The following is a 21,992-nucleotide window of genomic DNA, read 5'->3' as shown; positions in this document are numbered from 1 at the left end:
CTTTTCTTTTGAAAAGAGTTTTTTATTTTGCTGTTTTCATTCCGATACTGGAGAGATTGTGTAACCTAATTATTTTGCTAAAATAACCTCTCTAAAAAAGGTTTTTTTCACCACAAGAGAGAAATTTAATAGGTCTGGAAGGAGAATAGTCATGATTAATGGATTATGGATACTTAAAAATGTATTTACGAAAGCACTTTACATCCTGGCCTTGATAGGAACTTTCTTGCTTGGAATAAGCTTTCTGCTTTCTTTCACTGCTATATTTAATTTTGATAGAAAGCCCGGTGAACATTTAGCGATATCTTTTGATGGAGTTCAGCTGCGATTGCAAACAATCTTCACTCAATTAATGGATTTCAGTTTTAAAGATGTCTTTGATTATGTCAAAAACCCAAATGTTTTGGATGGTTTTATGAATTCCTATAAGGTGCTTGGCATTTCACTAGTTGCGATCATTATGCTGGGATGCATGATCGGATTCCTCGTGATCTTATTACCTATTAAGTTAAGGAGAAGATTCCATCAATTTCTGGATTATTTTGAAGGGCTTCCTGATCTTTTGTTCATTTTCATCATTAATATGCTGAACATCTACCTGTTGAAGGAATTCAACTTTAAAGTTTTTTCGATGTATGGATTTGGATCTTCACAGCCTGTCGCTTTTCCTGTCATCGTTACTTCTTTTTTGCCTGCAGTCCTTTTTGGTTTATATCTAATCAAATGTATGGAGGAGGAAGAACAGGCCCATTACGTCCAGTTAGGATATTCTAAAGGCTTATCCAGACCTTATTTATATTCTGTTTACATGCTGCGGAATATCCTGCCTGTTTTATCTCTTAAATTCCGGGTCATCCTTTATATGATGCTCTCCAATTTAATCCTGATTGAACATATGTATCATTACAATATTACTCTTACAAACCAAATCATTGAACAGGTCTTTAGAGGACAACATGTATTGCCGCTAATCTATGGGATTGGAATTTTAATTTTCCCGGTAATCTTGCTAGAGTACCTTATCAAATTAATAGTGAAAGAGACTGTGATCAGGAAAAGAGGAGAATTCCAGTTATGAAATTACCAACATATCGTAAAACGAAAATCAGCCTGGCTGTCTTGCTGGCCTTATTGATTGCCAGTATTCTATATGATTATATCGGTCCTGGGGATTATCGTTCGATGCTTGACCAGCTATATGATGAAAACGGAGACGTCCTGGAAAATCCGCCTTACCCTCCCAGTAAAGACTATATTTTGGGTACTGACCGTGATGGCAGGGATAATTTGCTTCTAATTTTGGATGGACTTAAATATACCATTGCAGCCGTATTTATTGTTTCTCTAGCAAGAGTAGCCGTTGGCGCTATGTTGGGAATAATCACTGAAACCTGGGCACCTGCCATTAAAGCATTTGTTAAGGCATTTTTCCTACCTTTTCATTATGTCCCTTTACTACTGGTCGCTGTCATATTGATGGATGCTGTCATATTTCCTTTTAACGAGATACCCGTTATCGTCAAAATCGAATACCAGTTAATTGTTTTATTCCTTCTTGGGTTTCCAGCTGTATTTTTCTTCACAACAGATTTAGTTAAGGAGATCAGCACGAAACCGTATGTGACAAGTTCAGCTTTGTTAGGAGGAAGTAAATTTCATATTTTAAGAGTGCAGATCTTGCCACACCTTAAACCTCATTTGATCCTGCTGTTTGTCCAGCAGGTATTACAAACCCTGCAAATATTGATGGGATTGGCCATATTTAGGCTTTTTCTCGGTGGACGTCATGAAGAAAAGATTTATAATACGTCTTATCCAAAGTCCATCACCAATGAACTTGCAGGACTCACAGGACAAAACTTCTGGACACTTAAAAATGCTCCATGGGTCGCCTTCAGTTCGTTGGGACTGCTGCTAGTTATTTTCATCCTTGTTATTGTAATCAAGAATGAAATAATCGCTAATATGGACAGACAAACTGAACAATCAGGCCTGTCCTTCCCCAAAACAAAACAACAAGATATCAAAGAAGACGGTGATAATATTACTTCGGCAAAATTCATTCCAATCAAACAAAAGGTGCTCGATCAATAGATCGCGCACCTTTTTATCCTAGTTTGTCATCGCTTTATTATTGAAAATGTTACTAATAGGGTTAAGCAGCATTGCGCCAATTCCCTGGATGATGGTTTTAACGATAACCTGGCCTAAAATCGCTGCCGGAACAGCTTCCCACGGAAGGAAGTTTGCTCCAAGCGGACTCAATCCAATCACAACAAATATTACTGAATCAAGCAGGCCCCCGACCAAACCACTGTAGAATATTCTCCAGCTCATTGGAAGCTTAAGTCTTGTGTAAATTTCAGTATCTGTCGTTTCAGCAACAGCGAAGCTCATCGCCGAAGCAAAGACGATCCACATTGTATCTCCAAGAATAAAAGAAACGATTGCTGACAGAATGAGTGCCAAACCGATAAACATATAAGTCTTCACACGACCGTACTTATTCTGCACAAGGTCACGGAAAATGAATGTGGCCCCTATCAGCAATGTCCCCATCGGCACAATGAACATTCCAAATTGAAGCGGTGCAAGAGCCGCTGTAATCACATTGGCAGTAACAATTGAAATTAGGTATAAAAAGATTCTCATCATCTTACCTCCTGTTAGTCTAAACCCCTCTTTTATTTCCCCAAACATAGACATGAAGCTGCGGAAGAACTCTAACATTGTTCATTTCCACGTCACACATAACCTTATTAATCAGCCATTCATATTTATCTACCAACGATGACATGAGGTTCATCTGGTCTTCTGTTTCAATGTCGTCATTTCCAACCTGTAAAAAGAACGGTAATTCGGGATAGCGCTGATGAAACAATTTGGCATATTCATAATCAACCTCATCAAAAACGACTATTTTAAGGCTGGCGTTTTTTAAAGAAGCATTCTCTTTCAGACCATATACAATTTGGTCCAAAACTTCGAAATTTGTTTTCATTCCAGAACTAGGCGGTTTCGGGGACAGGGTCAGTGCATCAATTTTCAAGAACCAGTCCTGCCATTTGCTGCCCTGAGTCTCCAGGCATATGTTAATATGGTTTTCCTTTAGTAATTCAACCAGTCCAGATAGATTTTTCAGGAGAGCTGGGTTTCCACCGGATATGGTGACATATGAAAAACCATCCCCTCCTAATGCTCTCATTTCGCTCCAGATCTCCTCAGCATCCATTTGACGGATTAAGTCTTTTCCAGAACCATCCCAAGTATAGGATGAATCACACCAGTCACAGGAATAGTCACATCCTGCCGTTCGAACAAACATTGTCTTTTGTCCGATGACCATTCCTTCTCCCTGAATTGTCGGTCCGAAAATTTCCATCACGGGAATCTTACTCAATCTCCATCCACTCCCGTCTTACTTCAGCATAGCTTGTAGGAGTTTCGTAGAGTTTAACAAACTCGACCTTTGCACCGTCGTATAAATGCTGTCTATTGGCCAGGGCTTCAGCCATTTTTTCATAAATCCAGACAACCATATTTTCAGCAGTTGTATTCATGGGCGGCAATGTTTCATTCAAATATCTGTGATCAAGATATATTTCAATATCTGATTTCCAAATACTCTTTATGTCCCCAAAATCTATCACTAATCCTTGGGCATCGACAAAACCACTCAGACCAAAAATAACTTTATAGGTATGGCCGTGGAGGTTTTTGCATTTCCCCTCATATTCATGAAGGTGATGTGCGGCATCAAAGGTGAATTCCTTACTGACAAGCACACGATTGGAATGATATTTTAGTTGCTCTCTCTTAATATCTTTATCTATTTTCTGAAGCTGATCGACGATCCTGAAATCGTACATCAAGAAACATCTCCTTCCAGGAATTTGTCCAGTCCTTTTTTCCGTAACTTGCAGGCAGGGCAAACCCCACAGCCATCTGCTATGATTCCGTTATAGCAAGTCAATGTCCTTGACCGGACAAATTCAAAAGCGTCGAGGTCATCAGCCATCTTCCAGGTTTGTGCCTTATTCAGCCACATTAGGGGTGTATGGATGACAAAGTTCTGGTCCATTGACAGGTTAAGAGTTACATTCAATGATTTTATGAACACGTCCCGGCAATCTGGATATCCGCTGAAGTCGGTTTCGCATACACCTGTTACGATGTGCTTTGCTCTTACTTGACTAGCAAGCACTCCAGCAAAGGATAAAAACAATAGATTTCTTCCCGGCACAAAGGTTGAAGGCAGCTCTCCGCCTTCTCCATCCTCCACATCGATATCATTTCGTGTGAGTGCGTTAGGAGCGAGTTGGTTAAGCAGACTCATATCGAGAACATGGTGTTTGATTCCAAGCTCGCTGGCGATTTCTTCTGCGCAATGTATTTCCGTCCGATGCCGCTGGTTGTAATCGAAAGTGACTGCTTCAACTTCTCCAAATTCCTTTATGGCCCAAAACAAGCAAGTTGTACTATCCTGTCCGCCGCTGAACACGACAACAGCTTTTTCGTTTTTCATTTGTAATACTCCTTTACAACAGAAAAAACAGCACCACTAAGACAGCAGTACTGTTTTCCCTTAGTTTTTTTGAGAGGGTAGCTAGAACCTCTTCCGTCAGAACGGAATATGTAATTTTGACTTTTTTATTTTATCATACATTTTATAAAAGGAAAGCTTATTTTATGCCATCACTTTTAAGATTTTACTAGGTCCTGATGCCTGAACCTGAGAGCTGACCATTTTTCGTCCAAGGAGATTGCTGACGGCCCTATAGTCAGATAGTTCCTGAACCAGACTAAATAATGTGTCGCTTTTTCAGTATTTGGAAATAGCCAAACCAATATAATTACTCCTTATTATAGAATACTTGGCATGTTGAAGTTACCAACAGGGCATCTTGCTCTTTCGAAAATCTTTTCCGGGAATAAAATAAATACAGGCACCTATTTCACGAAACTAAAAAGGAGGATACAAATGGATATTGGGGCTTATTTTTCAAAAAGCCGAGATTATTTCGAACAGAAATCCCAAGAATTCCATGACTGCGACCATCCGCATTGCCAGGATGCTGAGTCAGCCTTTTCTTTTGGCTCACAAACAGATTGTCCAAACTTAGATGAGCTGGAATCAAGTACGCATCATGGATATTGCCATAGCTATAAAGATGATTGTGTCCCGGTTATTTTCGACCGTCGCTATAATTTCGCTGATCGAGAGTTATGCAGCAGGCATTTCAGCGTCCGCTTAGGTGGTTTGCGGCACAAAATGGCAGCAGTATTGCGAGGTTATATTGGATGTAAGGTTATTATTGGGTCAGAATGTGATGACAAGGTAAAAAAAGTCAATGGTCGTATTTCCTTTGTCGGAACAGATTTTGTCGAGCTTTTCATTCACGAAAACAACAAGGGCAACCAAAATCTCTCAAAAAAGAAATATAGAATGATTCCGTTTGATACAATCAATTGGTTTGAAATGGATGAAGGAAACAACGCCTGAGCAAATGCTCAGGCGCTTCTATTGTGAGTCAAGCTTTTTTCAGGTAGCAGAACGACGTAAAAGGTATTTCTTTAATTTGCCCATTCTCACTGACTAGATTAACGTTTCCGTTTTCCAGCCCTGCCAATAAACCTATTACCTTTTCAGAATTTGTATAAATTATTACTTTTTCATCTGTAAATGTTTTAAGGTACATTGATAACTTAATCCTGAAAAAGATCTGGATCAGCTCAGGGTCATGAGCTACTGTTTCTCCAAAATTAAAGGTCAGATCCCTCCGGAAACATGGATCGATATCTAGTAAAGGAGCATGGGATCTAGGTGGGTGATACGGCTTTTTAGATAAAACTAGACAGATCTTATTGAAAGGTATAATGAATGTCTTTCTATTTTTCTGGAGTTGGACAAAATCACTGCCCACTAATTGTACATATCCTTTCAGGAAATTTTTGCCCAACTTCTTCTTCTTATACCTATGCTTGCGCTTCTTCTTGGCAAGCCGTTTCTTTTTGTAACACTTTTTCCTCTCTGTCTTCTTGTTTATTACTTCCTCAATCGGATCTGCTGGACTCGCTTCTGTATTGCTCTCTTCATGATCTGAACAGTTTATTTTAATCTTCACCATTTGCCCTGCCAGGCCGTCAAATAAAATCCTCCGTCCAAGTTCAGACTGCTCATTTGATAGACCGAGATCCAAGAGCATGCGATTGGCCCCATCAATTTTCTCTTCAAGTTCGTACAACTGACCTTCAGGCATACAAGATGTCGGCGAAGGTATTTTTAGAGTTTCGATTCTTTCAGGACAATCATCAGGGAAACAGAAATCATCATCTGGGCTGTTTGCTGAGGAGGAACTGCTTTCCATCAACTCATGGCTTGAAGACTCCTCAACTGGGATTTCAATTTTATGCCTCTTTTTCATCGTCCCACTCCCCTTTAACTTCCTCAAGTCGTGGCAGATTTTGCTTCGTATCCTTATGAACACGGAAGATTCCCCACATACCCAACTCTATGTCCCAGCGGATATTGCCGGACCGGTACAAGTAATCACCAGGGAAATTAAAAACTCCTCCTGCGCCACCAATCAAGCGCAAGTCATCAGTATGGCCAGTAACCATATGACCTATAAATGACTGAATACGAGAATCAAGATCTTTACTGTCGAATTTCCAATAATGTCCGTGAAGGTGGAAAGTGTGAGATCTTCGCCTTTCTGCTGGAGTGGTAATCCGTATAACCACTGCCTCGCCCGGATACGCTTCGAATAAAGGTGTCGCAGGATCGCCGAAAATTTCTGATGAAAACAGCTCGTGTATTAACGGGTGTTCCTTGTAACGATTGATCAATCTCTCACTCCGGTAGTTAAACCCCCTTGAACCATAATCATACGTATCGACTTCTTCTAGCACCTCTGTATCTGGTATAACCCCATCCATCGGGTCAATGATTACCTTTCCAGCTTTGTCCTCCAGTCTTACACCATCGTGCATTATGAGGACGAATTCTCTTGTAGCAGGCAGCAAGGGGTGACGAAGGACCACATTTTCGCCTGTATTTACTTTTTCCAGGCTGTGAGGGTCCAGGTATGTTGTAAACCTGGATTCGGCAATAAAAGCACCAAATGTTCCGTACGAACGGTGATTTCGCAAATCGGCCATGTCCCACATCGAACACATTCCAAACTGGCCATCAACAAGCCATCTATAAGTGATTGTCTCACCGGGGCCGATAGTCTGATCCGGATTGAAACCAACTGTATCTCCACTGGATGTCTTTACATCATAATCCAGCAAGCTAGTATGGAGTGATATCCTTAGTGAAGGAGGATAAAAAGATTGTTCTTTTACCTGCGGATAGGGATGGATTCCATCTTGAAATGGAAAGAGCTCTTTCTTCAGCTCACTTGTCAGGGTTACCTCTACAAGGTCACCGACATTTGCCCTTAGGATTAGTGGCACCGGATTCTTTTGGCCTGAGAGAATGCCTTCTACATCCTCTTTTAGAGCGAAAATAATTCCATATGGGTCATGATCTCCATATGTGTTATATTGGATTGGTGTCTGGAAGGCGACTAACTCAAACTTCTTGACAGGTGAGCCATGGTAAGCTCCGGGCGGTAGACTGGCAAGAGGATTTGCTTTTTCAGGCGGTTTGCCTGTAGGCTTTGGAGTTTCAATGGATTCTTGCTGCAGAGCTTCTCGGTCAGCCAATACGATTAAATCATCCATTTTTGAGCTATACGCCCGGATTAACCCCCATGTCCCAAGCCAAACATCTTCCTCATCCTCAAAGGCCCACAGATAATCACCGGAGGCAGGTATCTCAGTCTCGAAAGTAAACGACTCAGAAATCCCGATATGCTGCTGCGCTTTCATGGATGAACCAAGATCTGGACGTTCTTCTTTCCACCTTAAACCATGGATATTGAAACTGTGGGATTCCTCATGTGCTCCCTGCAATAGCCTGATCCTGATCGGATCTCCTTCATAGGCTTTTAGTATTGGTGTAACCGGATCACCATGTACATAGGAACTGAAGGAATAGGCGGGGTCACAATCCTCATCAAGCCTGAACTTTAAAGGTTCACATTTATAATTGACACCAAACACGCCTGGGTCATCCTCCGAACCAGGATACCTTGGCGGCTGAATTGGCCGGCCATTTTTATCGAATAAAAGGGCAAAATCATGGACGAAAAGTGTCTGGTCACGATAATCCGGAATCAATGGGTGTTCGACAGAAATCTGGGTTCCGTGGTCCACCTCATCACCTGTTCTAGAATCGAGAAATCTAGAGAACCGCGGCTGAATGACGCCTGCTCCGAAAACGCCATGCTGCTGGTGCGAGTTAGCAAACAGATGATCATGGAAGAAAAACGCTTTTAATTCGGTTTCTGCATACCACTCATAGCGTATAGTCTGGCCAGGAAGAACAGCACTGTCATAATTCCATCCTACATTTCCTCCATCGCAGGCAAGGACATCAAATTTTACAAAGTGAATGTGAAAACCATTTTCATACGTCCTTGTCACCAGCTGGAATGCGTCACCATCAAGAATATGAGGCATACGATTTGTATAGTTCATCCTTATACACGTACCAGCAGGAACATGGAAGACTAGCGGCTCTGGCTCTTTTTTTCCCGAAAGGATATCATCCAGATCTTCGTCCATCACGTAAAATCTTCCCTTCGGATCATGCCAGCCCTGTTTGTTATAGACAACAGGCATCTCAATTGCAGATACATTGAATTCGACTACCACTGGGTCCTGGTCTAGACAAGGGTCAACAAAAACTGCTCCCGGACGGGGATTTGGAATCGCTGCATTCCTTTCCAATTCAGTCATTTCCCGGCCACCGACAATTCCTAGTGGCGGTCTTGGTGCTTTGTAGCCGACTTTTCCTGGTATGAAATTAGGGAATCCGGGCTTTTCAGGAGTTGGCTTTGGCGGTGCCGGACGGTCTGGCAGAGGTTTAAGAGCATCAATACGAACACCATTCGGATAACATTGGCTGCCATCCTGTAGTGTATCAAAAACCCTGTTTATACCCCACATGCCTATGCCGAAATGTGGATACAGGTGGCAATGGAGGATAGAGTCTCCAATGGCACCATGCAGGCTCCCTAGTCCATAGAGCGGCTGAATTGAATAATGAGTTTGCGGGCTAATGGATTGGGCATCTAGAATTTCTGCATTAATATTGCTGGAATCACCCAGCCATTGATGGACATGGTAGTGAAATACATGTGTTTCCTTTACGCCGCCATGGATTAGCCTGATGACTGCCGGATCCCCTACATACCCCCTTAATATCGGAGTGGCGGGATCACCAAAAACCCAGGAATCATGATGGACTTCTTCTGAATCACAATCCGGACATACAACTCCTGCCTCCATCAGTCTTTTACGGTTTGTCATAGGTTCATAGCGAAGATTCACTCCATGGAAGGATTCAGCTTCCTGGTTCGTCATTGGGTTGAAAGGTCGATTCCCCGTTAAATCCTTAATTTCCATTTCATCATTGAAGAACCAGGCATACTCCCTGAAAGATGGCAGAATGGGATGGTGTATGTCAGCATACACACCACTATTGATTGGACCCCCCGTTACAGGATCAGTCCAGCTAGAGCCCCTTTTTTGGACAAGCAGCGCCCCGAATAATCCCTGGACACTTGACCCTTGTTCGGTGCTTGAAACATTGCCCAGGTCGGTGAAGAAGTATATACCTTCCTGACTAGCATTAAGCCTGTAAACAATCTCCCCTCCTGGTTCTACCGTTGTGTCTGGGTTATAACCTGCATTAGCCCCGTCGGATGTCAGAACATTATAATCAGCCTCCTCGAAGTGCATTCCTGCTGAAAAAGGAAGCTGGTTTTCAAAAAGTATTTCAACTATATCCCCTTCGTTGGCACGAATAGCTAACGGTTGAACTAGATCAATTGGCTTGTAAGGGTTCTTACGCACGAGGTCTTTAAGCTTTGATTCATTTTCCTTCAAGACATATATTTTCCCATTAGGATTATGATCACCGAACGTATTAACTACTATTCTCGTTGAAATTCCGACAACATGATATTTTCGTAACATGTATTTCCCCCCTTCATAGGTATCTAATAGTCCTCGAGCTTTGGTATTTTAGGTGCACCCGGCCTTTCAATATAGAAAACTTCAATATTATGAATGTGAATGTACCATTCGCGGTTTTCTAATTGAGCAAAGTGAGTGGTCTCAACATCGATCATTACCGTATCGCCAATCAATTCCTTGATTATGCCAACGAACATATACGGATAGGATGGAGAAATAACAAGCGTTTTGTGGCCAATTCCATTTCTGAAGTGTTCCAAAATGGCTGAGTCATGGATTTCATTTACATCTGTCATTTTTGAGTAATCGACGGTCATAAGAAACAACGCCTCCCTTACTTGTATGTTTAAACTAACGGTATTCTCATAGAACAATCGATATCTGTTGTAAAATGGGCAATTTTTTCAAAAGGAATGGATATAGGAATTGGGAATTTATGAAACGGTGCATTCAAAATTTTAATAGTTACGGGGGTAAGTGTTAAATGGCCAGGTTCAACTTCAGCTATCTTTCCGCAAAAAATCGGCCTGAATGTTTGCCCCAATATATTTAGTTGTGATGATTCCGTAATAATCAGAATTTGCTTGCCCGTATGCTTGTAAAAAAAATCAAATAAAGGATCATTGACTTTAGCAGCATTTGAAACAGGCTGTAATGATTTTAATTGAAAGTCATGCATATTTTTCACCCTTTCTCGGAAATAAGGACCTTATCGGAATAAAGTCGTAAAAACATTCTTCCCCATTAAAAGTACCCGGTTAAAAAGGCGGGCAGAAGTGAGATGAGATAAATCATCGAAGGCAATTATTCTTTTTGAGCTAACAGAGTGTAATAAAACACTTTCTTCAGTCACCGAGACGATTTTGCCCCAGACTGTTTCTTCAGGAGTAACAGCTTTTACCCATACTCCTTTATATCTTTCAAGGTTGCCTCTAAGAGATTCTTCGAAAAATTGATGAATTAATACATCCCGTTTGGCAACTGTTTCACCAAAATTCGTAGTCAGTTTTCGTTTTAAGTCATTATCATAGATGAAATTTTGATGGGCATTTTCATAGGTCGGCATACCAGATGGAGAATTTGCTGATAATACCGTTTTGTATGGGATCCAGATCCGGTCTTTTAAATTGGTCAGTATGACAAAATCTCTTCCAATCGCATTGACCTTGCCTGAGGTTTCCTTAGTAGTACCTTGATGGTCAAAATAGACTATTACTTCTTGATTCCGTTTCATCTTAAAGAACTTCTTTAAAATCAAAGTCTTTTTAAATTCAGGAACAGCATTCGCCAGTGTGTGAAGGTTTTTTTGTTCCAGGTATTCGGCAATGATTTTATTCTCTTCTAGTGGTGTTGCACTTGGTGGAGAAGTAATTTGATTACCGACTTCATGAATAGGATCAACATGCCTGACTTCATTCCTTCTGTCCTCTAACAGAGTTTTCAAATAATCCGAATGACGCATACCTGTTCTCAACGAATTGACCCCTTTCTAAGAAAAGCGCAAGTGCCTTGGTCAGCCCCCGACAAGCGCTGGAGGGCCGACCGGTGAAGTCGTTTTTTGACTTCATTGGGCGGACCGAAAACGAAAAGCAGAGGCGACTGTCCAACTCCGACAAGCGCTGGAGAGCCTGACAGTGAAGTCGTTCTTTGACTTCATTGGCAGGACCGAAGCGACTCGAGGAGTTAGGAGCCGCAGCTGGACAAGCGTCTCGAGCTGCTCAAAGCTAACGCTTATCGCAAGATACTCGAAGCAGCAAAATCAGGGAAGAAAACTGGCTAGGCGCTGGAGCTAGACACTAATCTAAATGTAAAAAGTTAATACTTGCTTATAAATGAACGAATTTTCCCATTATCATATGAGGCAAATATCATAATCGTCAAAGTAATTGGCAATAAATTCAAACACCTCATCTTCAGTTATGAATACATTGAACAGGAGAGGTGATGTGTCATGCCGGAATGGATTGTGATTTTTTATCCAATTAATTTCTTGTCCGCATACGTCCTATATATCTTTCTATACAATCGAAGAAAACAAATCGGTTTTCATTTAGGAATGAACATAACCATGGTGGCTGCTGGAGGTTTGGCTCTAGGGACCGGGATTATTTTTATCAACTTGTATCCTTTTTACTTTTTGGAAGCGACGTTGTTTTCGGTGATCATAGGTGGCATTTCAGGAATCTTGTTTGGCAACCTCTTTGACTATCAAACTTTATTGTCTGGTTATATAACTGGGCTAATGATGGGAATCATGGCGCCTATGGTTGGGGCTGCAGCATATGAAGGGGTAATGTTCTTAATCATGATCGAGATTTTCATCCTCAGTTCTTTTTGCATAGCGGCTTCCTCGGCCTACAAAACCTGATTCAGTAATCTGGAGGGGATGTCTTATGCAGATAATATTAATCTCTATAACTTTCATCAATTTTTTAATTGGAGCCTGGCTATATTATGTACTTCGTAAATCGAGATTGCTGTTTAGTGACAGGTTTGGATATACAGCTTCCTATTTTGCCAGCAGCACACTGGGACTAGTTGCTTCACTGAATCTCATACTGCTCTTCCCTAACAGTTTCGAAATTGTTGGTGTGCTTAACATTCTACTTGGTATCACAATCGGTTTTTTATATGGCTCAATGTTGAATGCGCAATCATTGATTGCAGGGATTTATAACGGGGGCATAAGCGCGATTATGGGAACGATGGTGGGATTGGTGGTAAAAAATCCAGCTATTTGTGGTCTTCCTGGTACCATTGCTTCAGAACAGGAAATGACGATCTTCTTTGCCCTTTTCAGTCTATTTATCCAGGGAATATCTACTATATTGCTCCTATTTTCTTTCAAGGCATGAATGATTATGGGCACATTAATGATCTTAAAGTTGCCTCTATTGGAAGTGAAAATCAGTTGTAAAAGACAAAAGCAGCATCAATTCACGCTGCTTTTTTCTACTTTATAGAAAAGCCGTCAAATAATCTTCCCCCATAGGGTTCTAAGACCAGTTCGGCCATATCTACGACCATCTTTTTGTTACCTGTTTTGTAATACTGTGAAAATGCTTCTACAAATTTCCCAGTGAAAACGGGGTCATAATGATTTAACTCCCTCACTACCCATTTGGATTTGCCGACCCAACGCTTGTTTGTCCTTAACACAAATTCTTGCAGCTGTTCAGCAAGCGCCCCTGCAATGAAGAGTTCTTCCGCCTTGTTGTTCGTTCCAATGAAATCATCAAGCGTATCAGTAATGAAATATCGTTTTGATTCGATCTCTTTCTTGGTCCACTCCTCTGGTCCTAGTTTGATTATCCTTTTAGCTTCATCATTTATTTCCGGAAGAAAATCGCTTTTTTTTATAACAATTCCTTCTGCAACCATTCTCGGCAAGCTTGGTCTCGCCCTTTTTACATCACTTTCAAAGAAAAGCTTATACGAGTGTAAATTATGGACGAAAACCTCGATCGGCCAGCCATAAGCAACTAATGACTCTCTGTAAGCTGAGGGGATATCCTTGTCGAATATTACGATATCCAAATCAGATGTAACAGTTGCTTCTCCCCTGGTTACACTCCCGGCCAGCAATGCTGCATCACAGTCCGGGAAGCGCTCCTTCACAAACTTTTGCGCTGTTTCTAAAGCTGATAATCTAGTATTCATGGGCAAAGTCCTCCATTGAATTATTCATAAGGTTATTATTGGTTATAAAACAAAATTTGTCGACAATATTGCGAATGTTTTATAAGACAACTTAAGTGGTATCCTACAAAATAAAAGTAGTTGAATCAGGAGGATATACTTATGTCATTTTCATTAAATAAATTGTTTATAACTGCAGGATTGGCAGTTTTGCTCATCACTGGCTGCAACAGCGATGAGGCAGAGCAAGGTGCAAAAGAGTTAGAAGAGGAAACAAAAAATGCTGCTCAAGCGACAGAAGAAAAATCAAAAGAAGTAGTGGATAAAGTGAAAGAAGAGGCTCCGGGAATCATCCAGAACATGAAAGTTACGTATAAAGAAAGTGAACAAGAAGTTAAAGACAACACTCTCCAGGCCGGCGATCAGGCTACTGTACAAAAAGATGCCTACCTCGCACTTACACCAGAAGCATATGATGAGCTCTATCAATTAATTGAAATTAACGATGTAGAAGGTGTAGACAAGATCGTACAGGATAATAAAGTTAAAGAAATCAAGCAAGGCAGTGAAGCAGAAATTTTAGAAAGAGAGATTAGACGAACCAAGGTAAAGATGAAAGATTCCGGTGAGGAAGGATACCTGCCTACCACAATGCTTGAACCTGTTAAGTAGCAAGATCAAGACCCTGACTGATATCAGGGTCTTATTTTTTATGACTATTAATTTGCAGTAAATGTATCTGGCATTACAACAGCGATAACTTCTCCTTTAGCACACAGTGTTTCCCCGGCATAGACTTCTGTTTCAACTCGATATTTTTTTGGATGGATTTCATGTACAGTCCCTATTGCTTTTAATGCTGTTCCCTGAGGAGTCGGCTTCATAAAATCGACATGCAAGGATGCTGTTACAAATCTTGGCGGTTCTGCCCCGTCTCCTGGTTCATATCCATTTTTTCGATGAAGGTAGAGTGCAGCCGAACCGGTGCCATGGCAATCAACAAAAGAGCCAATGACGCCGCCATAGACGAAACCAGGCAGAGCCATATGTTCTTTTTTGGGATTGTAAATTGATATTGTCTTGTCCCCATCCCAGCCTGTCCGGAAATGATGTCCGTGCTCATTCATCCTCCCGCATCCATAGCACCACGAGAAATCCTCCGGGTATTCATCCTGGATGGCTTTCAACACTTTTTCTTCCATTATATTTCCCCCTTGTCAATCCGTATCTATAATACTTTCTTCGATTATTGTTTGAATTCCTTTAAAATATTTCAAATTCCTTTCTTGGTGTATACAATTGATGTATTTGTGCAACATAGTTTTGTTTAAAACGTCCAAATGATAAGATTGACGTAAATTATCTTAGGGGTGAAGGAATGAAGTACAGACGCTTAGGCAAAACAAACCTTGATATATCAGTAATTGGAATCGGAACCTGGCAGTATGGCGGTGAATGGGGAAAGGATTTCGGACAGTATGAGGTCGATGCGATCCTGAATAAAGCAAATGAAAAAGGAATCAACTTCCTCGATACAGCAGAATGTTATGGAGATCACTTATCTGAAAGTCTTATTGGAGATTACTTGAGCCGAAACAATCGCGAGGACTGGATCGTGGCAACTAAATTCGGTCATCATTTTCATGGTAATTTTGAAAGGACACGTCACTGGAGTGCAAATGATGTACTAAAGCAGCTGGATGCTTCTTTGAAAGCACTAAGCACTGATTACATAGATTTATATCAGGCTCATTCATGCACAGATGAGGAATTCAACAACGACGAACTATGGACAATGCTCGATAAACAAGTGGAAAAAGGAAAAATCCGCAACCTGGGAATCTCACTGCGTTCGAATGGAGAAAGTTACCAGACTGACCATGCTTCAGACGTGAACGCAGGTGCCATTCAGGTCGTCTACAACCGACTGGACCGTAAGCCTGAGGAGAACATCTTCCCTTCTAGCCAAAATCAAAACCTTGGGGTACTAGCACGGGTTCCGCTGGCAAGTGGATATTTAAGCGGTAAATATAAACCAGGTGCGACCTTCAGCGCTGACGATGTCCGCTCCAAACATGACAGCGAAGAAACAGCGATTCTACTCAAACAGGTGGAGGAGATCCATAAAAACGAAGTTCCCGAAGGTGTTCCAATGGCAACGTGGGCATTAGCATGGGTATTAAAACATCCGGCAGTCACTGCAGTAATTCCTGGCTGCAAGACACCAGAACAGGTGGAACTCAATGCAAAAGCAGCACAACTGGCCGAGGATAACCATCCTCAAAGTCTAAAATAATTATTTTATGCCCCGGCATGTTGCTGGGGCATTTCTGTTATACAGACTTTATAAGAAGCAGGAAGGCACCAGATGAATCTCTGCCTCACCCTTCTTCTATTTTTTCAGATCTACTTATACAAATTCAATCTATATACTAAAAACCTCTCATTTGGATTATTTTCAGGCAGGTTCATTTCATATACCAGCTCAAATGGTGTTTGCTTTTCCAAATAAAATATATAGTCTTCAGATGGATAATATAGAATCAGATCGATTTCCCTTTGATATTTTTCAAAAGAGATCATGATGTTTTTTACGACATTGGTCAGGATTTGAACTGTAAAAGGATTAAAGAAATAAAATTTGTTTTCATCAGGTGAAATTTCATATTCTTCTGCCAGAACGCGATAAAAATTAATTCTATCTGCTCGGTTTCGATAGTTCTTTAAGTAACTTTGTTTATTTTCGAGAGCTTCCATGTAGAATGTTTCATTCATTTCAACTCCGACGACATTTGTGTTGAAATGGTGGTTAAGATAAAAATTCAATCGCCCTTTTCCACACCCAAAATCGACTATATGATCATGACTCCTCAAATTGTATTCATTGAAAAATAACTCAAGAGCACTATATGGAGTGGGTTCATAGCGATGATAATGCAATGAAGTCATGAACCCTCTTTGTTCACCAGTTGTTTTGATATTCAGCAATTTATCCATTTGTTGCTCATTCATAAAATTGAACTCCATTCATTAAGGGTCCCATGAAAAATCCTAGCTAGTCTGATGTCTCATCGCTTAATATAAAACCTATTTAGAAGGGAAATCACGAGTAAAGCCTTGACTAAAGATCTTTGTTTTTCCGAACCCTTACTTCTAACATTTTTTCATAAAAGCTTTCTTCCAAATCTATATCAAAATAATTATAAAACTTCAAGAGATATGCAAGGCAATCAGCCAGTTCTTTGCCTATATCCTGTTTGATGCTTTCTTTGGCGATTAGGAACGCCTCATTTTCGTCCATCCCCTCTTGTACCTTACTTTGCGTAAAGTTAAAGGCCTTCCTCAATTCTTCCGCCACTTCTGCTACCTCCGTAGTCAGCAGTAAATAATTGTTCAAGAGTGACTCCCTGCTCTTGGCATAGTTATCAGAATTGATTTCCCAGCCCATTTCTTTTTGATAATCTTTCGTATATGCTTGTAACTCTTTCATTTCCGCACCTCTTTATGTAAAATTACACTGTTATGCTTTTGTCATACATAGGTTTATTGTAACTTAAAGGCAGATAATTCAACATATCTATTAATATGAGGAGAATAGGGGCTAAGGATGTTTTCGAAAAATATGAACAGAACTAGAGCTGTGGTAGTTGGTGGCGGTATCGCGGGCAAGCTGGCTGCACGTGTACTGTCTGAGTTTTTCAAAGAAATAATCTTAATAGAAAAAGATAAAAAAGATGATCATATCACTAATAGAAAAGGTGTTCCTCAAGGTAATCAGGGGCATGTATTGCTGAAAAGCGGAGAAGAGATTATAGAGGAGCTTTTCCCAGGGATTTTTCAGGAATTATCTCGAAATGGGGCCAAGAAAACGAACTTCGCGCGAGATCTCTTATGGTCACACCACGGTACACAAAAGATCCGATTCGATTCAAATGTGTTCATTAGCCAGCAAAGCCGACCTCTACTTGAATGGCAAATCCAGCAAAGACTGGAAAAAATACCGAATATCAATTTTCGATTCGAGTGCAAGGTGCAGAATCTTAAATTCAATAACGATGAAATGAACACCATTGTCATCGAGGATAAAAACGGAGCCGTAACGGAGCTTTTAGCGGATATAGTAATTGATGCATCGGGTGCTGCCGCGCTTCATAACCAATGGCTAAAGGACTCAGGATACAAGATTCCGACCAAAACAGAAATCAAGGTGGATGTATTTTATGCTAGCATGGTCTTTAAGAAACTTTCTCATGAATCTATTAATTGGCACAGTCTTCTCGCCTATCCCAATCCACCAGATGTCGAACGTGGCGGCATGATTTCTCCTATCGAAGGGAATCGTATGCTGGTTACCCTGATTGGCTACGGTACGAAAGAATTGCCTAAAGATATAGATAGTTTCCTGGAATATGCAGCGTCAGTTGAGCAATCTGAATTTTATGATGTAATTAAAAATGAATCACCACTCTCTGAGGATGTACAAATATACAGGTTCCCTTCCCTCCGGCGTTATCACTTTGAAAAACTAAGAAATTTCCCATCCGGTTTGTTGATAATTGGCGATGCTTTCTGCCGGGTTGACCCTGTTTTTGCACAGGGAATGAGCCTCGCTGCTATGGAAGCCAAGGCTTTAAGAGAACTATTAATGCAGGGGTTAAACAAGAAACAACTAACAAAAAACTATCATAAAAAAGTTAGCAGGATTCTCGATATTCCCTGGTTGATCGCTTTAACAGAAGACTTTCGATTCCGAACAACGAGCGGAAGAAAACCAATAGGTCTTCCAATTTTGCAATGGTATGTAAAAAGTGTCGTAACGGCTTGTTCTCATAACGAACATGTTTACAGCCGTTTCATTCAGGTGCTACATCTAAAATCGCATCCAATCAGTCTTGCCCATCCCGGTATTCTTGCTAAGGTATTTAAAACCACTAAATAACCCCAAAAGAACCCTCGATTTTCCGAATCGGGGGTTTTTCATTTCTCCTATATTTGAAGTCAGTCATAACCATTTACATTCCAACATTATGAATACGTTCTCAAATATTTATTGATGTACTTGATTACGCTTTTTAAAGGCTTCGTGGGCACTGTACAGCGTAATGTCTCTAATAGGCTGAAGATAGCAATAAATTTTCTAGTACTCTATAGAAGAATTTCCCAACTGATATTTGGCCCTTTATGCCAAAAAGTGTGTTAGGCTTGAGAGAATGATAAATATCTAGGGTTATTCGACTTTTCTTAGTCACCCCCCCTTTGGGAAGGAGAGCTAGAAATGAATGAAATCAGTGTTTTCCTAGATGACTACCGCCAAGCGCCAGAAGGTTATGTATTGGCAGAAACTATAGATGAATGTCTCATTCTCTTGAAAAACTATGAAATTGACCACCTTTCGTTAGACCATGACCTTGCAAGCTATACCAGGAATGGGTTGATGCTTGTACAAATAATGGTCGAGAAACAGCTATTCGCCAATCGAATCACGATACACTCTGCGAATTCAACAGGCGGTAAAGCTATGTATAATTGCTTTAAGCAAGCTCAGAATGATTATCTTATGCCTCGATCCATAAATATTTATTTACGTCCCATGCCCCTAAATCCCTTTATTTCTCCAATGCTGTCTATTTATAAAAGATAGTCAGATGACACCCTTCTTTTCTTTTAAGCAGCTTTCAATTCTATTAGAGCAACGAAAAAATGGGCAGAAACTCTGACCCATTTTTCTCTATTTATCGAGCGCCTTTTGTACTGCTCCATGAGCATGTATTTCCGTGGTGTCAAACAGGGGAACCGGTGCATCTGCCTGCTTTATTAACAGACCGATTTCTGTACAGCCCAAAATGATGCCTTCTGCACCTTCCGCAGCGAGATCTACAATAATCCTCTTAAAATATTCCCTTGAGGACTGCCGGATATTTCCGAGACATAATTCATTAAAGATTGTTTTATTAATCAAGTCTCTATCATTTTCGTTTGGTATTAACACATCAATATTTTGTAATTGTATTCTTAATTTATAAAAATCCTGCTCCATTGTATACTTGGTGCCAAGCAAACCGATTTTTTTGATTCCTAGCCTCTTGATTTGCGCTGCTGTCTCTTCTGCTATATGAAGAATTTGCAGGCTTGTCTTCTGAGATATTTGGTCAATTACTTTATGCATCGTATTAGTGCAAATCACAATAAAGTCAGCCCCTGCCTTTTCCAGTGAATAAGCCGCTTCACCTAATATCTGCCCCGCTTCGTCCCATCTTCCCTCTGATTGGCATTTTTCGATTTCATCAAAATCAACACTGAATAAAATCACTTTTGCAGAATGCAGACCTCCAAGCTGCCGTTTTACTTCCTCATTGATCAACCTGTAATATTCAGCCGAGGATTCCCAGCTCATACCGCCGATCATTCCAATCGTTTTCAATTTAACCTCTCCTTTGATTATATTTTTTCCTATTGCTAAAAATCCCATGAACATATCGATAAGCCTTTTTAAATGATAAAAACCTCTATACAAGTAGATTGTATTAATAAAAAAACTGTAAACAAGCTCGATTTTCAAGAGGTTGTTTACAGTCTGGAAGCAATATTACCATAATATATTTTTCCTACTGATGATTAAAATTAAAATCTGTTTGTATACCAATCTCGGGCGGCCTCAACCTCACTTAGTGTCAATTGATGTCCGCTGTTCTCCCAATGCATTTCTACACTGGCATTAGCGCTAGACAACAGTGATTTCAATTCCTCTGACTCTTGTGCGGGACAGATTGGATCATTTTTGCCAGCAGCTAAAAAAACCTCTGTATCTGACAATTCCGGAAGCTCAATCCCTCTTCTAGGCACCATTGGGTGGTGGAGGATTGCTCCTTTAAGGGCATTTTTATAATGGAAAAGCAGACTAGCAGCAATATTGGCACCATTTGAGTAACCAATCGCTACTATGTTATCGCGACTAAAACTATATTTATTCGATGCTTCATCCAAAAAATTATGCAATTCCTGTGTGCGGAAGATCAAATCTTCTTCATCAAAGACCCCCTCAGCAAGCCTCCTGAAAAAACGAGGCATCCCATTTTCCAGGATATTCCCGCGAACACTCAACACAGATGCTTCCGGGTCAATCATATTCGCCAAAGGGAGCAGATCATTTTCATTACCACCTGTCCCATGCAGCAATAATAAAATTGGTTTCGATGTATTACTTCCTTTTTTATAAATATGTTTCATATCAACTCTCCTAACATTTTTAAAAAGCTATATATCTAACTCTTTTACTTCAATTGGATCTAATGATTCTTCCAGCTCAGCACGATGTTTCTCATACTGTTGCGGAAGCATGAGCCTTTCACCCATCCTATCATGAGGTTCATCAATGGCAAAGCCTGGAGGGTCAGTGGCTATTTCGAATAGGATTTCGCCGTCCTCCCTGAAATAAATCGCATTGAAATAATTTCTGTCCTGGACCGGGGTTGCTCTAAAACCATTTGCATCTAGATGTCTTTTCCAATCAAGCTGATCACGATCGTCCACTGCTCTCCAGGCAATATGGTGGACTGTACCTATTCCCATCAAACCACGGATACCCCGAGTTGATTTCAAGTCAATGGTATTTCCAATTTCTCCTGGAGATTTAAACCTGATGAGGTCACCGTCTTCATCAATACGCTCAAAGCCCATGATATTTTCCAACAATGCAGCTGTTTGCTGTGGATTTGAAGAAAAAAGTACAGCGCCTCCAAATCCCTTGATCGCTTCCGTTTTTGAAACTCCGCCAAACTCCCAGGTATTCATTTTTCCTTCTTCTCGTTCTACAAACTCAAGTTTAAGGCCGTGTGGGTCCTCGAAGCGCAAATACTGTTCACCAAAACGGTCCGTTCTTACCCAATCAATACCCAAGGCTGAAAACCTGTTCTCCCAGAAGCGAAAAGCTCCTTCTGGTACTACATAGGTCGTGACCCCAACCTGGCCATCACCAATTCTCCCTTTATATGAACCTGACCATGGGAAAAACGTAATGATAGTGCCTGGTGTTCCGTCCTCATTTCCAAAATATAAATGATAGGTCTCAGGGTCATCAAAATTCACTGTTTTTTTCACTAAACGCAGGCCCAGTACACCTGCATAAAAATCAACATTTTCTTGTGGATTCCCTACGATTGCCGAAATATGATGGATACCAGTTGTTTGTTCTTCATCCTGTTGTGCACCTGCCTTCTGTATAATCCACTAACCCTTGTTTGAATATATCTCGAATTCAAGAT

Annotated in this window: 26 protein-coding genes and 1 riboswitch; of the genes, 10 read left to right on the top strand and 16 right to left on the bottom strand. The window is 40.6% G+C overall.

Going from position 1 to position 21,992, the window contains the following annotated elements:
- The first annotated feature begins 151 nt into the window (after positions 1–151).
- Positions 152–1,078: a hypothetical protein gene (locus tag TY49_RS07880; protein ID WP_041965357.1), complete on the top strand. Its 927-nt coding sequence runs from the start codon at positions 152–154 to the stop codon at positions 1,076–1,078.
- Positions 1,075–2,094 carry a hypothetical protein gene (locus tag TY49_RS07875; protein ID WP_041965356.1) on the top strand — a complete coding sequence of 340 codons (1,020 nt, stop codon included), beginning with the start codon at positions 1,075–1,077 and terminating at the stop codon, positions 2,092–2,094. The genes TY49_RS07880 and TY49_RS07875 overlap by 4 nt, the downstream gene beginning before the upstream one ends.
- 18 nt (positions 2,095–2,112) lie before the next feature.
- On the opposite strand, the gene TY49_RS07870 is transcribed toward TY49_RS07875, so the two are convergent.
- Genes TY49_RS07870 through queC form a run of 4 tightly spaced genes read right to left on the bottom strand, consistent with a single transcriptional unit; the run spans position 2,113 to position 4,525 of the window.
- Positions 2,113–2,652, bottom strand: coding sequence for a VUT family protein (locus TY49_RS07870; RefSeq protein WP_041965355.1), 540 nt, complete (start codon positions 2,650–2,652; stop codon positions 2,113–2,115).
- A 19-nt stretch (positions 2,653–2,671) separates the two neighbouring features.
- Positions 2,672–3,400 (bottom strand): 7-carboxy-7-deazaguanine synthase QueE, encoded by a 729-nt coding sequence (gene queE / locus TY49_RS07865; RefSeq protein WP_041965354.1) that lies wholly within the window; start codon positions 3,398–3,400, stop codon positions 2,672–2,674.
- Positions 3,393–3,869 (bottom strand): 6-carboxytetrahydropterin synthase QueD, encoded by a 477-nt coding sequence (gene queD / locus TY49_RS07860; protein WP_041965353.1) that lies wholly within the window; start codon positions 3,867–3,869, stop codon positions 3,393–3,395. The genes queE and queD overlap by 8 nt, the downstream gene beginning before the upstream one ends.
- Positions 3,869–4,525: a 7-cyano-7-deazaguanine synthase QueC gene (gene queC, locus TY49_RS07855; protein ID WP_041965352.1), complete on the bottom strand. Its 657-nt coding sequence runs from the start codon at positions 4,523–4,525 to the stop codon at positions 3,869–3,871. The genes queD and queC overlap by 1 nt, the downstream gene beginning before the upstream one ends.
- 54 nt (positions 4,526–4,579) lie before the next feature.
- Positions 4,580–4,622: riboswitch (PreQ1 riboswitch) on the bottom strand.
- Between the two features lie 359 nt (positions 4,623–4,981).
- On the opposite strand from queC, the gene TY49_RS07850 reads away from it, so the two are divergent.
- Positions 4,982–5,503, top strand: coding sequence for a hypothetical protein (locus tag TY49_RS07850; RefSeq protein WP_041965351.1), 522 nt, complete (start codon positions 4,982–4,984; stop codon positions 5,501–5,503).
- A 28-nt stretch (positions 5,504–5,531) separates the two neighbouring features.
- Here TY49_RS07850 and TY49_RS07845 read toward each other — a convergent pair whose 3' ends face one another.
- From TY49_RS07845 to TY49_RS07825, 5 genes are read right to left on the bottom strand one after another with little or no spacing between them, the layout of a single operon-like run.
- On the bottom strand, positions 5,532–6,425 hold the full coding sequence (locus tag TY49_RS07845; RefSeq protein ID WP_041965350.1) for a hypothetical protein: 894 nt from the start codon (positions 6,423–6,425) through the stop codon (positions 5,532–5,534).
- Positions 6,409–10,092 carry a multicopper oxidase domain-containing protein gene (locus TY49_RS07840; RefSeq protein WP_041965349.1) on the bottom strand — a complete coding sequence of 1,228 codons (3,684 nt, stop codon included), beginning with the start codon at positions 10,090–10,092 and terminating at the stop codon, positions 6,409–6,411. Before TY49_RS07840 ends, TY49_RS07845 begins: the two co-directional genes overlap by 17 nt.
- Positions 10,093–10,115: 23 nt before the next feature.
- The gene (locus tag TY49_RS07835) at positions 10,116–10,409 is read right to left on the bottom strand and encodes a hypothetical protein (RefSeq protein ID WP_041965348.1); all 294 of its coding nucleotides are present in this window, start codon (positions 10,407–10,409) and stop codon (positions 10,116–10,118) included.
- A 29-nt stretch (positions 10,410–10,438) separates the two neighbouring features.
- Positions 10,439–10,771, bottom strand: coding sequence for a hypothetical protein (locus TY49_RS07830; RefSeq protein WP_232310411.1), 333 nt, complete (start codon positions 10,769–10,771; stop codon positions 10,439–10,441).
- A gap of 30 nt (positions 10,772–10,801) precedes the next feature.
- Positions 10,802–11,566, bottom strand: coding sequence for a hypothetical protein (locus tag TY49_RS07825; protein WP_052442128.1), 765 nt, complete (start codon positions 11,564–11,566; stop codon positions 10,802–10,804).
- A gap of 160 nt (positions 11,567–11,726) precedes the next feature.
- Here TY49_RS07825 and TY49_RS24580 point away from each other — a divergent pair, with 160 nt between their 5' ends.
- The 3 genes from TY49_RS24580 (at position 11,727) to TY49_RS07815 (ending at position 12,947) form a co-directional block, all read left to right on the top strand.
- Positions 11,727–11,885 carry a hypothetical protein gene (locus TY49_RS24580; protein ID WP_156972632.1) on the top strand — a complete coding sequence of 53 codons (159 nt, stop codon included), beginning with the start codon at positions 11,727–11,729 and terminating at the stop codon, positions 11,883–11,885.
- A 158-nt stretch (positions 11,886–12,043) separates the two neighbouring features.
- Positions 12,044–12,460: a hypothetical protein gene (locus TY49_RS07820; protein ID WP_041965347.1), complete on the top strand. Its 417-nt coding sequence runs from the start codon at positions 12,044–12,046 to the stop codon at positions 12,458–12,460.
- A 25-nt stretch (positions 12,461–12,485) separates the two neighbouring features.
- On the top strand, positions 12,486–12,947 hold the full coding sequence (locus TY49_RS07815; RefSeq protein WP_041965346.1) for a hypothetical protein: 462 nt from the start codon (positions 12,486–12,488) through the stop codon (positions 12,945–12,947).
- A gap of 97 nt (positions 12,948–13,044) precedes the next feature.
- Here the strand turns inward: TY49_RS07815 and TY49_RS07810 are convergent, their stop codons facing one another.
- The gene (locus tag TY49_RS07810) at positions 13,045–13,752 is read right to left on the bottom strand and encodes a nucleotidyltransferase domain-containing protein (protein ID WP_041965345.1); all 708 of its coding nucleotides are present in this window, start codon (positions 13,750–13,752) and stop codon (positions 13,045–13,047) included.
- 141 nt (positions 13,753–13,893) lie between these two features.
- Here TY49_RS07810 and TY49_RS07805 point away from each other — a divergent pair, with 141 nt between their 5' ends.
- Positions 13,894–14,403, top strand: coding sequence for a hypothetical protein (locus TY49_RS07805; RefSeq protein WP_041965344.1), 510 nt, complete (start codon positions 13,894–13,896; stop codon positions 14,401–14,403).
- 47 nt (positions 14,404–14,450) lie between these two features.
- Here TY49_RS07805 and TY49_RS07800 read toward each other — a convergent pair whose 3' ends face one another.
- Positions 14,451–14,933: a PaaI family thioesterase gene (locus TY49_RS07800; protein ID WP_041965343.1), complete on the bottom strand. Its 483-nt coding sequence runs from the start codon at positions 14,931–14,933 to the stop codon at positions 14,451–14,453.
- Between the two features lie 176 nt (positions 14,934–15,109).
- Here TY49_RS07800 and TY49_RS07795 point away from each other — a divergent pair, with 176 nt between their 5' ends.
- Complete coding sequence (locus tag TY49_RS07795; RefSeq protein WP_041965342.1) at positions 15,110–16,027, top strand: aldo/keto reductase; 918 nt, start codon at positions 15,110–15,112, stop codon at positions 16,025–16,027.
- Positions 16,028–16,137: 110 nt separating this feature from the next.
- Here TY49_RS07795 and TY49_RS07790 read toward each other — a convergent pair whose 3' ends face one another.
- Together TY49_RS07790 and TY49_RS07785 are read right to left on the bottom strand one after the other, a co-directional pair.
- Positions 16,138–16,743, bottom strand: a complete 606-nt coding sequence (locus tag TY49_RS07790) for a methyltransferase (protein ID WP_041965341.1) — start codon at positions 16,741–16,743, stop codon at positions 16,138–16,140.
- Positions 16,744–16,852: 109 nt separating this feature from the next.
- Positions 16,853–17,221, bottom strand: a complete 369-nt coding sequence (locus TY49_RS07785) for a MazG nucleotide pyrophosphohydrolase domain-containing protein (protein WP_041965340.1) — start codon at positions 17,219–17,221, stop codon at positions 16,853–16,855.
- Between the two features lie 117 nt (positions 17,222–17,338).
- Here TY49_RS07785 and TY49_RS07780 point away from each other — a divergent pair, with 117 nt between their 5' ends.
- Complete coding sequence (locus tag TY49_RS07780) at positions 17,339–18,670, top strand: FAD-dependent oxidoreductase (protein WP_052442127.1); 1,332 nt, start codon at positions 17,339–17,341, stop codon at positions 18,668–18,670.
- Positions 18,671–19,006: 336 nt separating this feature from the next.
- The gene (locus TY49_RS07775; protein ID WP_041965339.1) at positions 19,007–19,372 is read left to right on the top strand and encodes a cyclic-phosphate processing receiver domain-containing protein; all 366 of its coding nucleotides are present in this window, start codon (positions 19,007–19,009) and stop codon (positions 19,370–19,372) included.
- Between the two features lie 87 nt (positions 19,373–19,459).
- Here the strand turns inward: TY49_RS07775 and TY49_RS07770 are convergent, their stop codons facing one another.
- The 3 genes from TY49_RS07770 to TY49_RS07760 all read right to left on the bottom strand — a co-directional run bounded on the left by TY49_RS07770 (position 19,460) and on the right by TY49_RS07760 (position 21,951).
- Positions 19,460–20,152, bottom strand: coding sequence for an aspartate/glutamate racemase family protein (locus tag TY49_RS07770; RefSeq protein WP_041965400.1), 693 nt, complete (start codon positions 20,150–20,152; stop codon positions 19,460–19,462).
- A gap of 200 nt (positions 20,153–20,352) precedes the next feature.
- Complete coding sequence (locus tag TY49_RS07765; RefSeq protein WP_041965338.1) at positions 20,353–20,958, bottom strand: alpha/beta hydrolase; 606 nt, start codon at positions 20,956–20,958, stop codon at positions 20,353–20,355.
- Between the two features lie 27 nt (positions 20,959–20,985).
- A complete protein-coding gene (locus TY49_RS07760) occupies positions 20,986–21,951 on the bottom strand; it encodes a ring-cleaving dioxygenase (protein ID WP_041965337.1) in 966 nt (321 codons plus the stop codon).
- Positions 21,952–21,992: the final 41 nt, after the last annotated feature.

This window comes from Mesobacillus selenatarsenatis SF-1, from assembly GCF_000813125.1.
In the GTDB taxonomy this organism is placed as follows: Bacteria; Bacillota; Bacilli; order Bacillales; family Cytobacillaceae; genus Mesobacillus; species Mesobacillus selenatarsenatis.
The sequence above is the reverse complement of the archived record's forward strand: the minus strand, read 5'-3'. Positions and strand labels throughout refer to the sequence as shown.

Coding starts and splice junctions, on each gene's coding strand:
- TY49_RS07835 (WP_041965348.1), bottom strand. CDS start 10,409: ATGACCGTCGATTACTCAAAAATGACAGATGTAAATGAAATCCATGAC.
- TY49_RS07875 (WP_041965356.1), top strand. CDS start 1,075: ATGAAATTACCAACATATCGTAAAACGAAAATCAGCCTGGCTGTCTTG.
- TY49_RS07800 (WP_041965343.1), bottom strand. CDS start 14,933: ATGGAAGAAAAAGTGTTGAAAGCCATCCAGGATGAATACCCGGAGGAT.
- TY49_RS07820 (WP_041965347.1), top strand. CDS start 12,044: ATGCCGGAATGGATTGTGATTTTTTATCCAATTAATTTCTTGTCCGCA.
- TY49_RS07805 (WP_041965344.1), top strand. CDS start 13,894: ATGTCATTTTCATTAAATAAATTGTTTATAACTGCAGGATTGGCAGTT.
- TY49_RS07775 (WP_041965339.1), top strand. CDS start 19,007: ATGAATGAAATCAGTGTTTTCCTAGATGACTACCGCCAAGCGCCAGAA.
- TY49_RS07880 (WP_041965357.1), top strand. CDS start 152: ATGATTAATGGATTATGGATACTTAAAAATGTATTTACGAAAGCACTT.
- queC (WP_041965352.1), bottom strand. CDS start 4,525: ATGAAAAACGAAAAAGCTGTTGTCGTGTTCAGCGGCGGACAGGATAGT.
- TY49_RS07795 (WP_041965342.1), top strand. CDS start 15,110: ATGAAGTACAGACGCTTAGGCAAAACAAACCTTGATATATCAGTAATT.
- TY49_RS07765 (WP_041965338.1), bottom strand. CDS start 20,958: ATGAAACATATTTATAAAAAAGGAAGTAATACATCGAAACCAATTTTA.
- TY49_RS07830 (WP_232310411.1), bottom strand. CDS start 10,771: ATGCATGACTTTCAATTAAAATCATTACAGCCTGTTTCAAATGCTGCT.
- TY49_RS07870 (WP_041965355.1), bottom strand. CDS start 2,652: ATGAGAATCTTTTTATACCTAATTTCAATTGTTACTGCCAATGTGATT.
- queD (WP_041965353.1), bottom strand. CDS start 3,869: ATGTACGATTTCAGGATCGTCGATCAGCTTCAGAAAATAGATAAAGAT.
- TY49_RS07810 (WP_041965345.1), bottom strand. CDS start 13,752: ATGAATACTAGATTATCAGCTTTAGAAACAGCGCAAAAGTTTGTGAAG.
- TY49_RS07845 (WP_041965350.1), bottom strand. CDS start 6,425: ATGAAAAAGAGGCATAAAATTGAAATCCCAGTTGAGGAGTCTTCAAGC.
- TY49_RS07815 (WP_041965346.1), top strand. CDS start 12,486: ATGCAGATAATATTAATCTCTATAACTTTCATCAATTTTTTAATTGGA.
- TY49_RS07785 (WP_041965340.1), bottom strand. CDS start 17,221: ATGAAAGAGTTACAAGCATATACGAAAGATTATCAAAAAGAAATGGGC.
- TY49_RS07780 (WP_052442127.1), top strand. CDS start 17,339: ATGTTTTCGAAAAATATGAACAGAACTAGAGCTGTGGTAGTTGGTGGC.
- TY49_RS07840 (WP_041965349.1), bottom strand. CDS start 10,092: ATGTTACGAAAATATCATGTTGTCGGAATTTCAACGAGAATAGTAGTT.
- TY49_RS07790 (WP_041965341.1), bottom strand. CDS start 16,743: ATGAATGAGCAACAAATGGATAAATTGCTGAATATCAAAACAACTGGT.
- TY49_RS07850 (WP_041965351.1), top strand. CDS start 4,982: ATGGATATTGGGGCTTATTTTTCAAAAAGCCGAGATTATTTCGAACAG.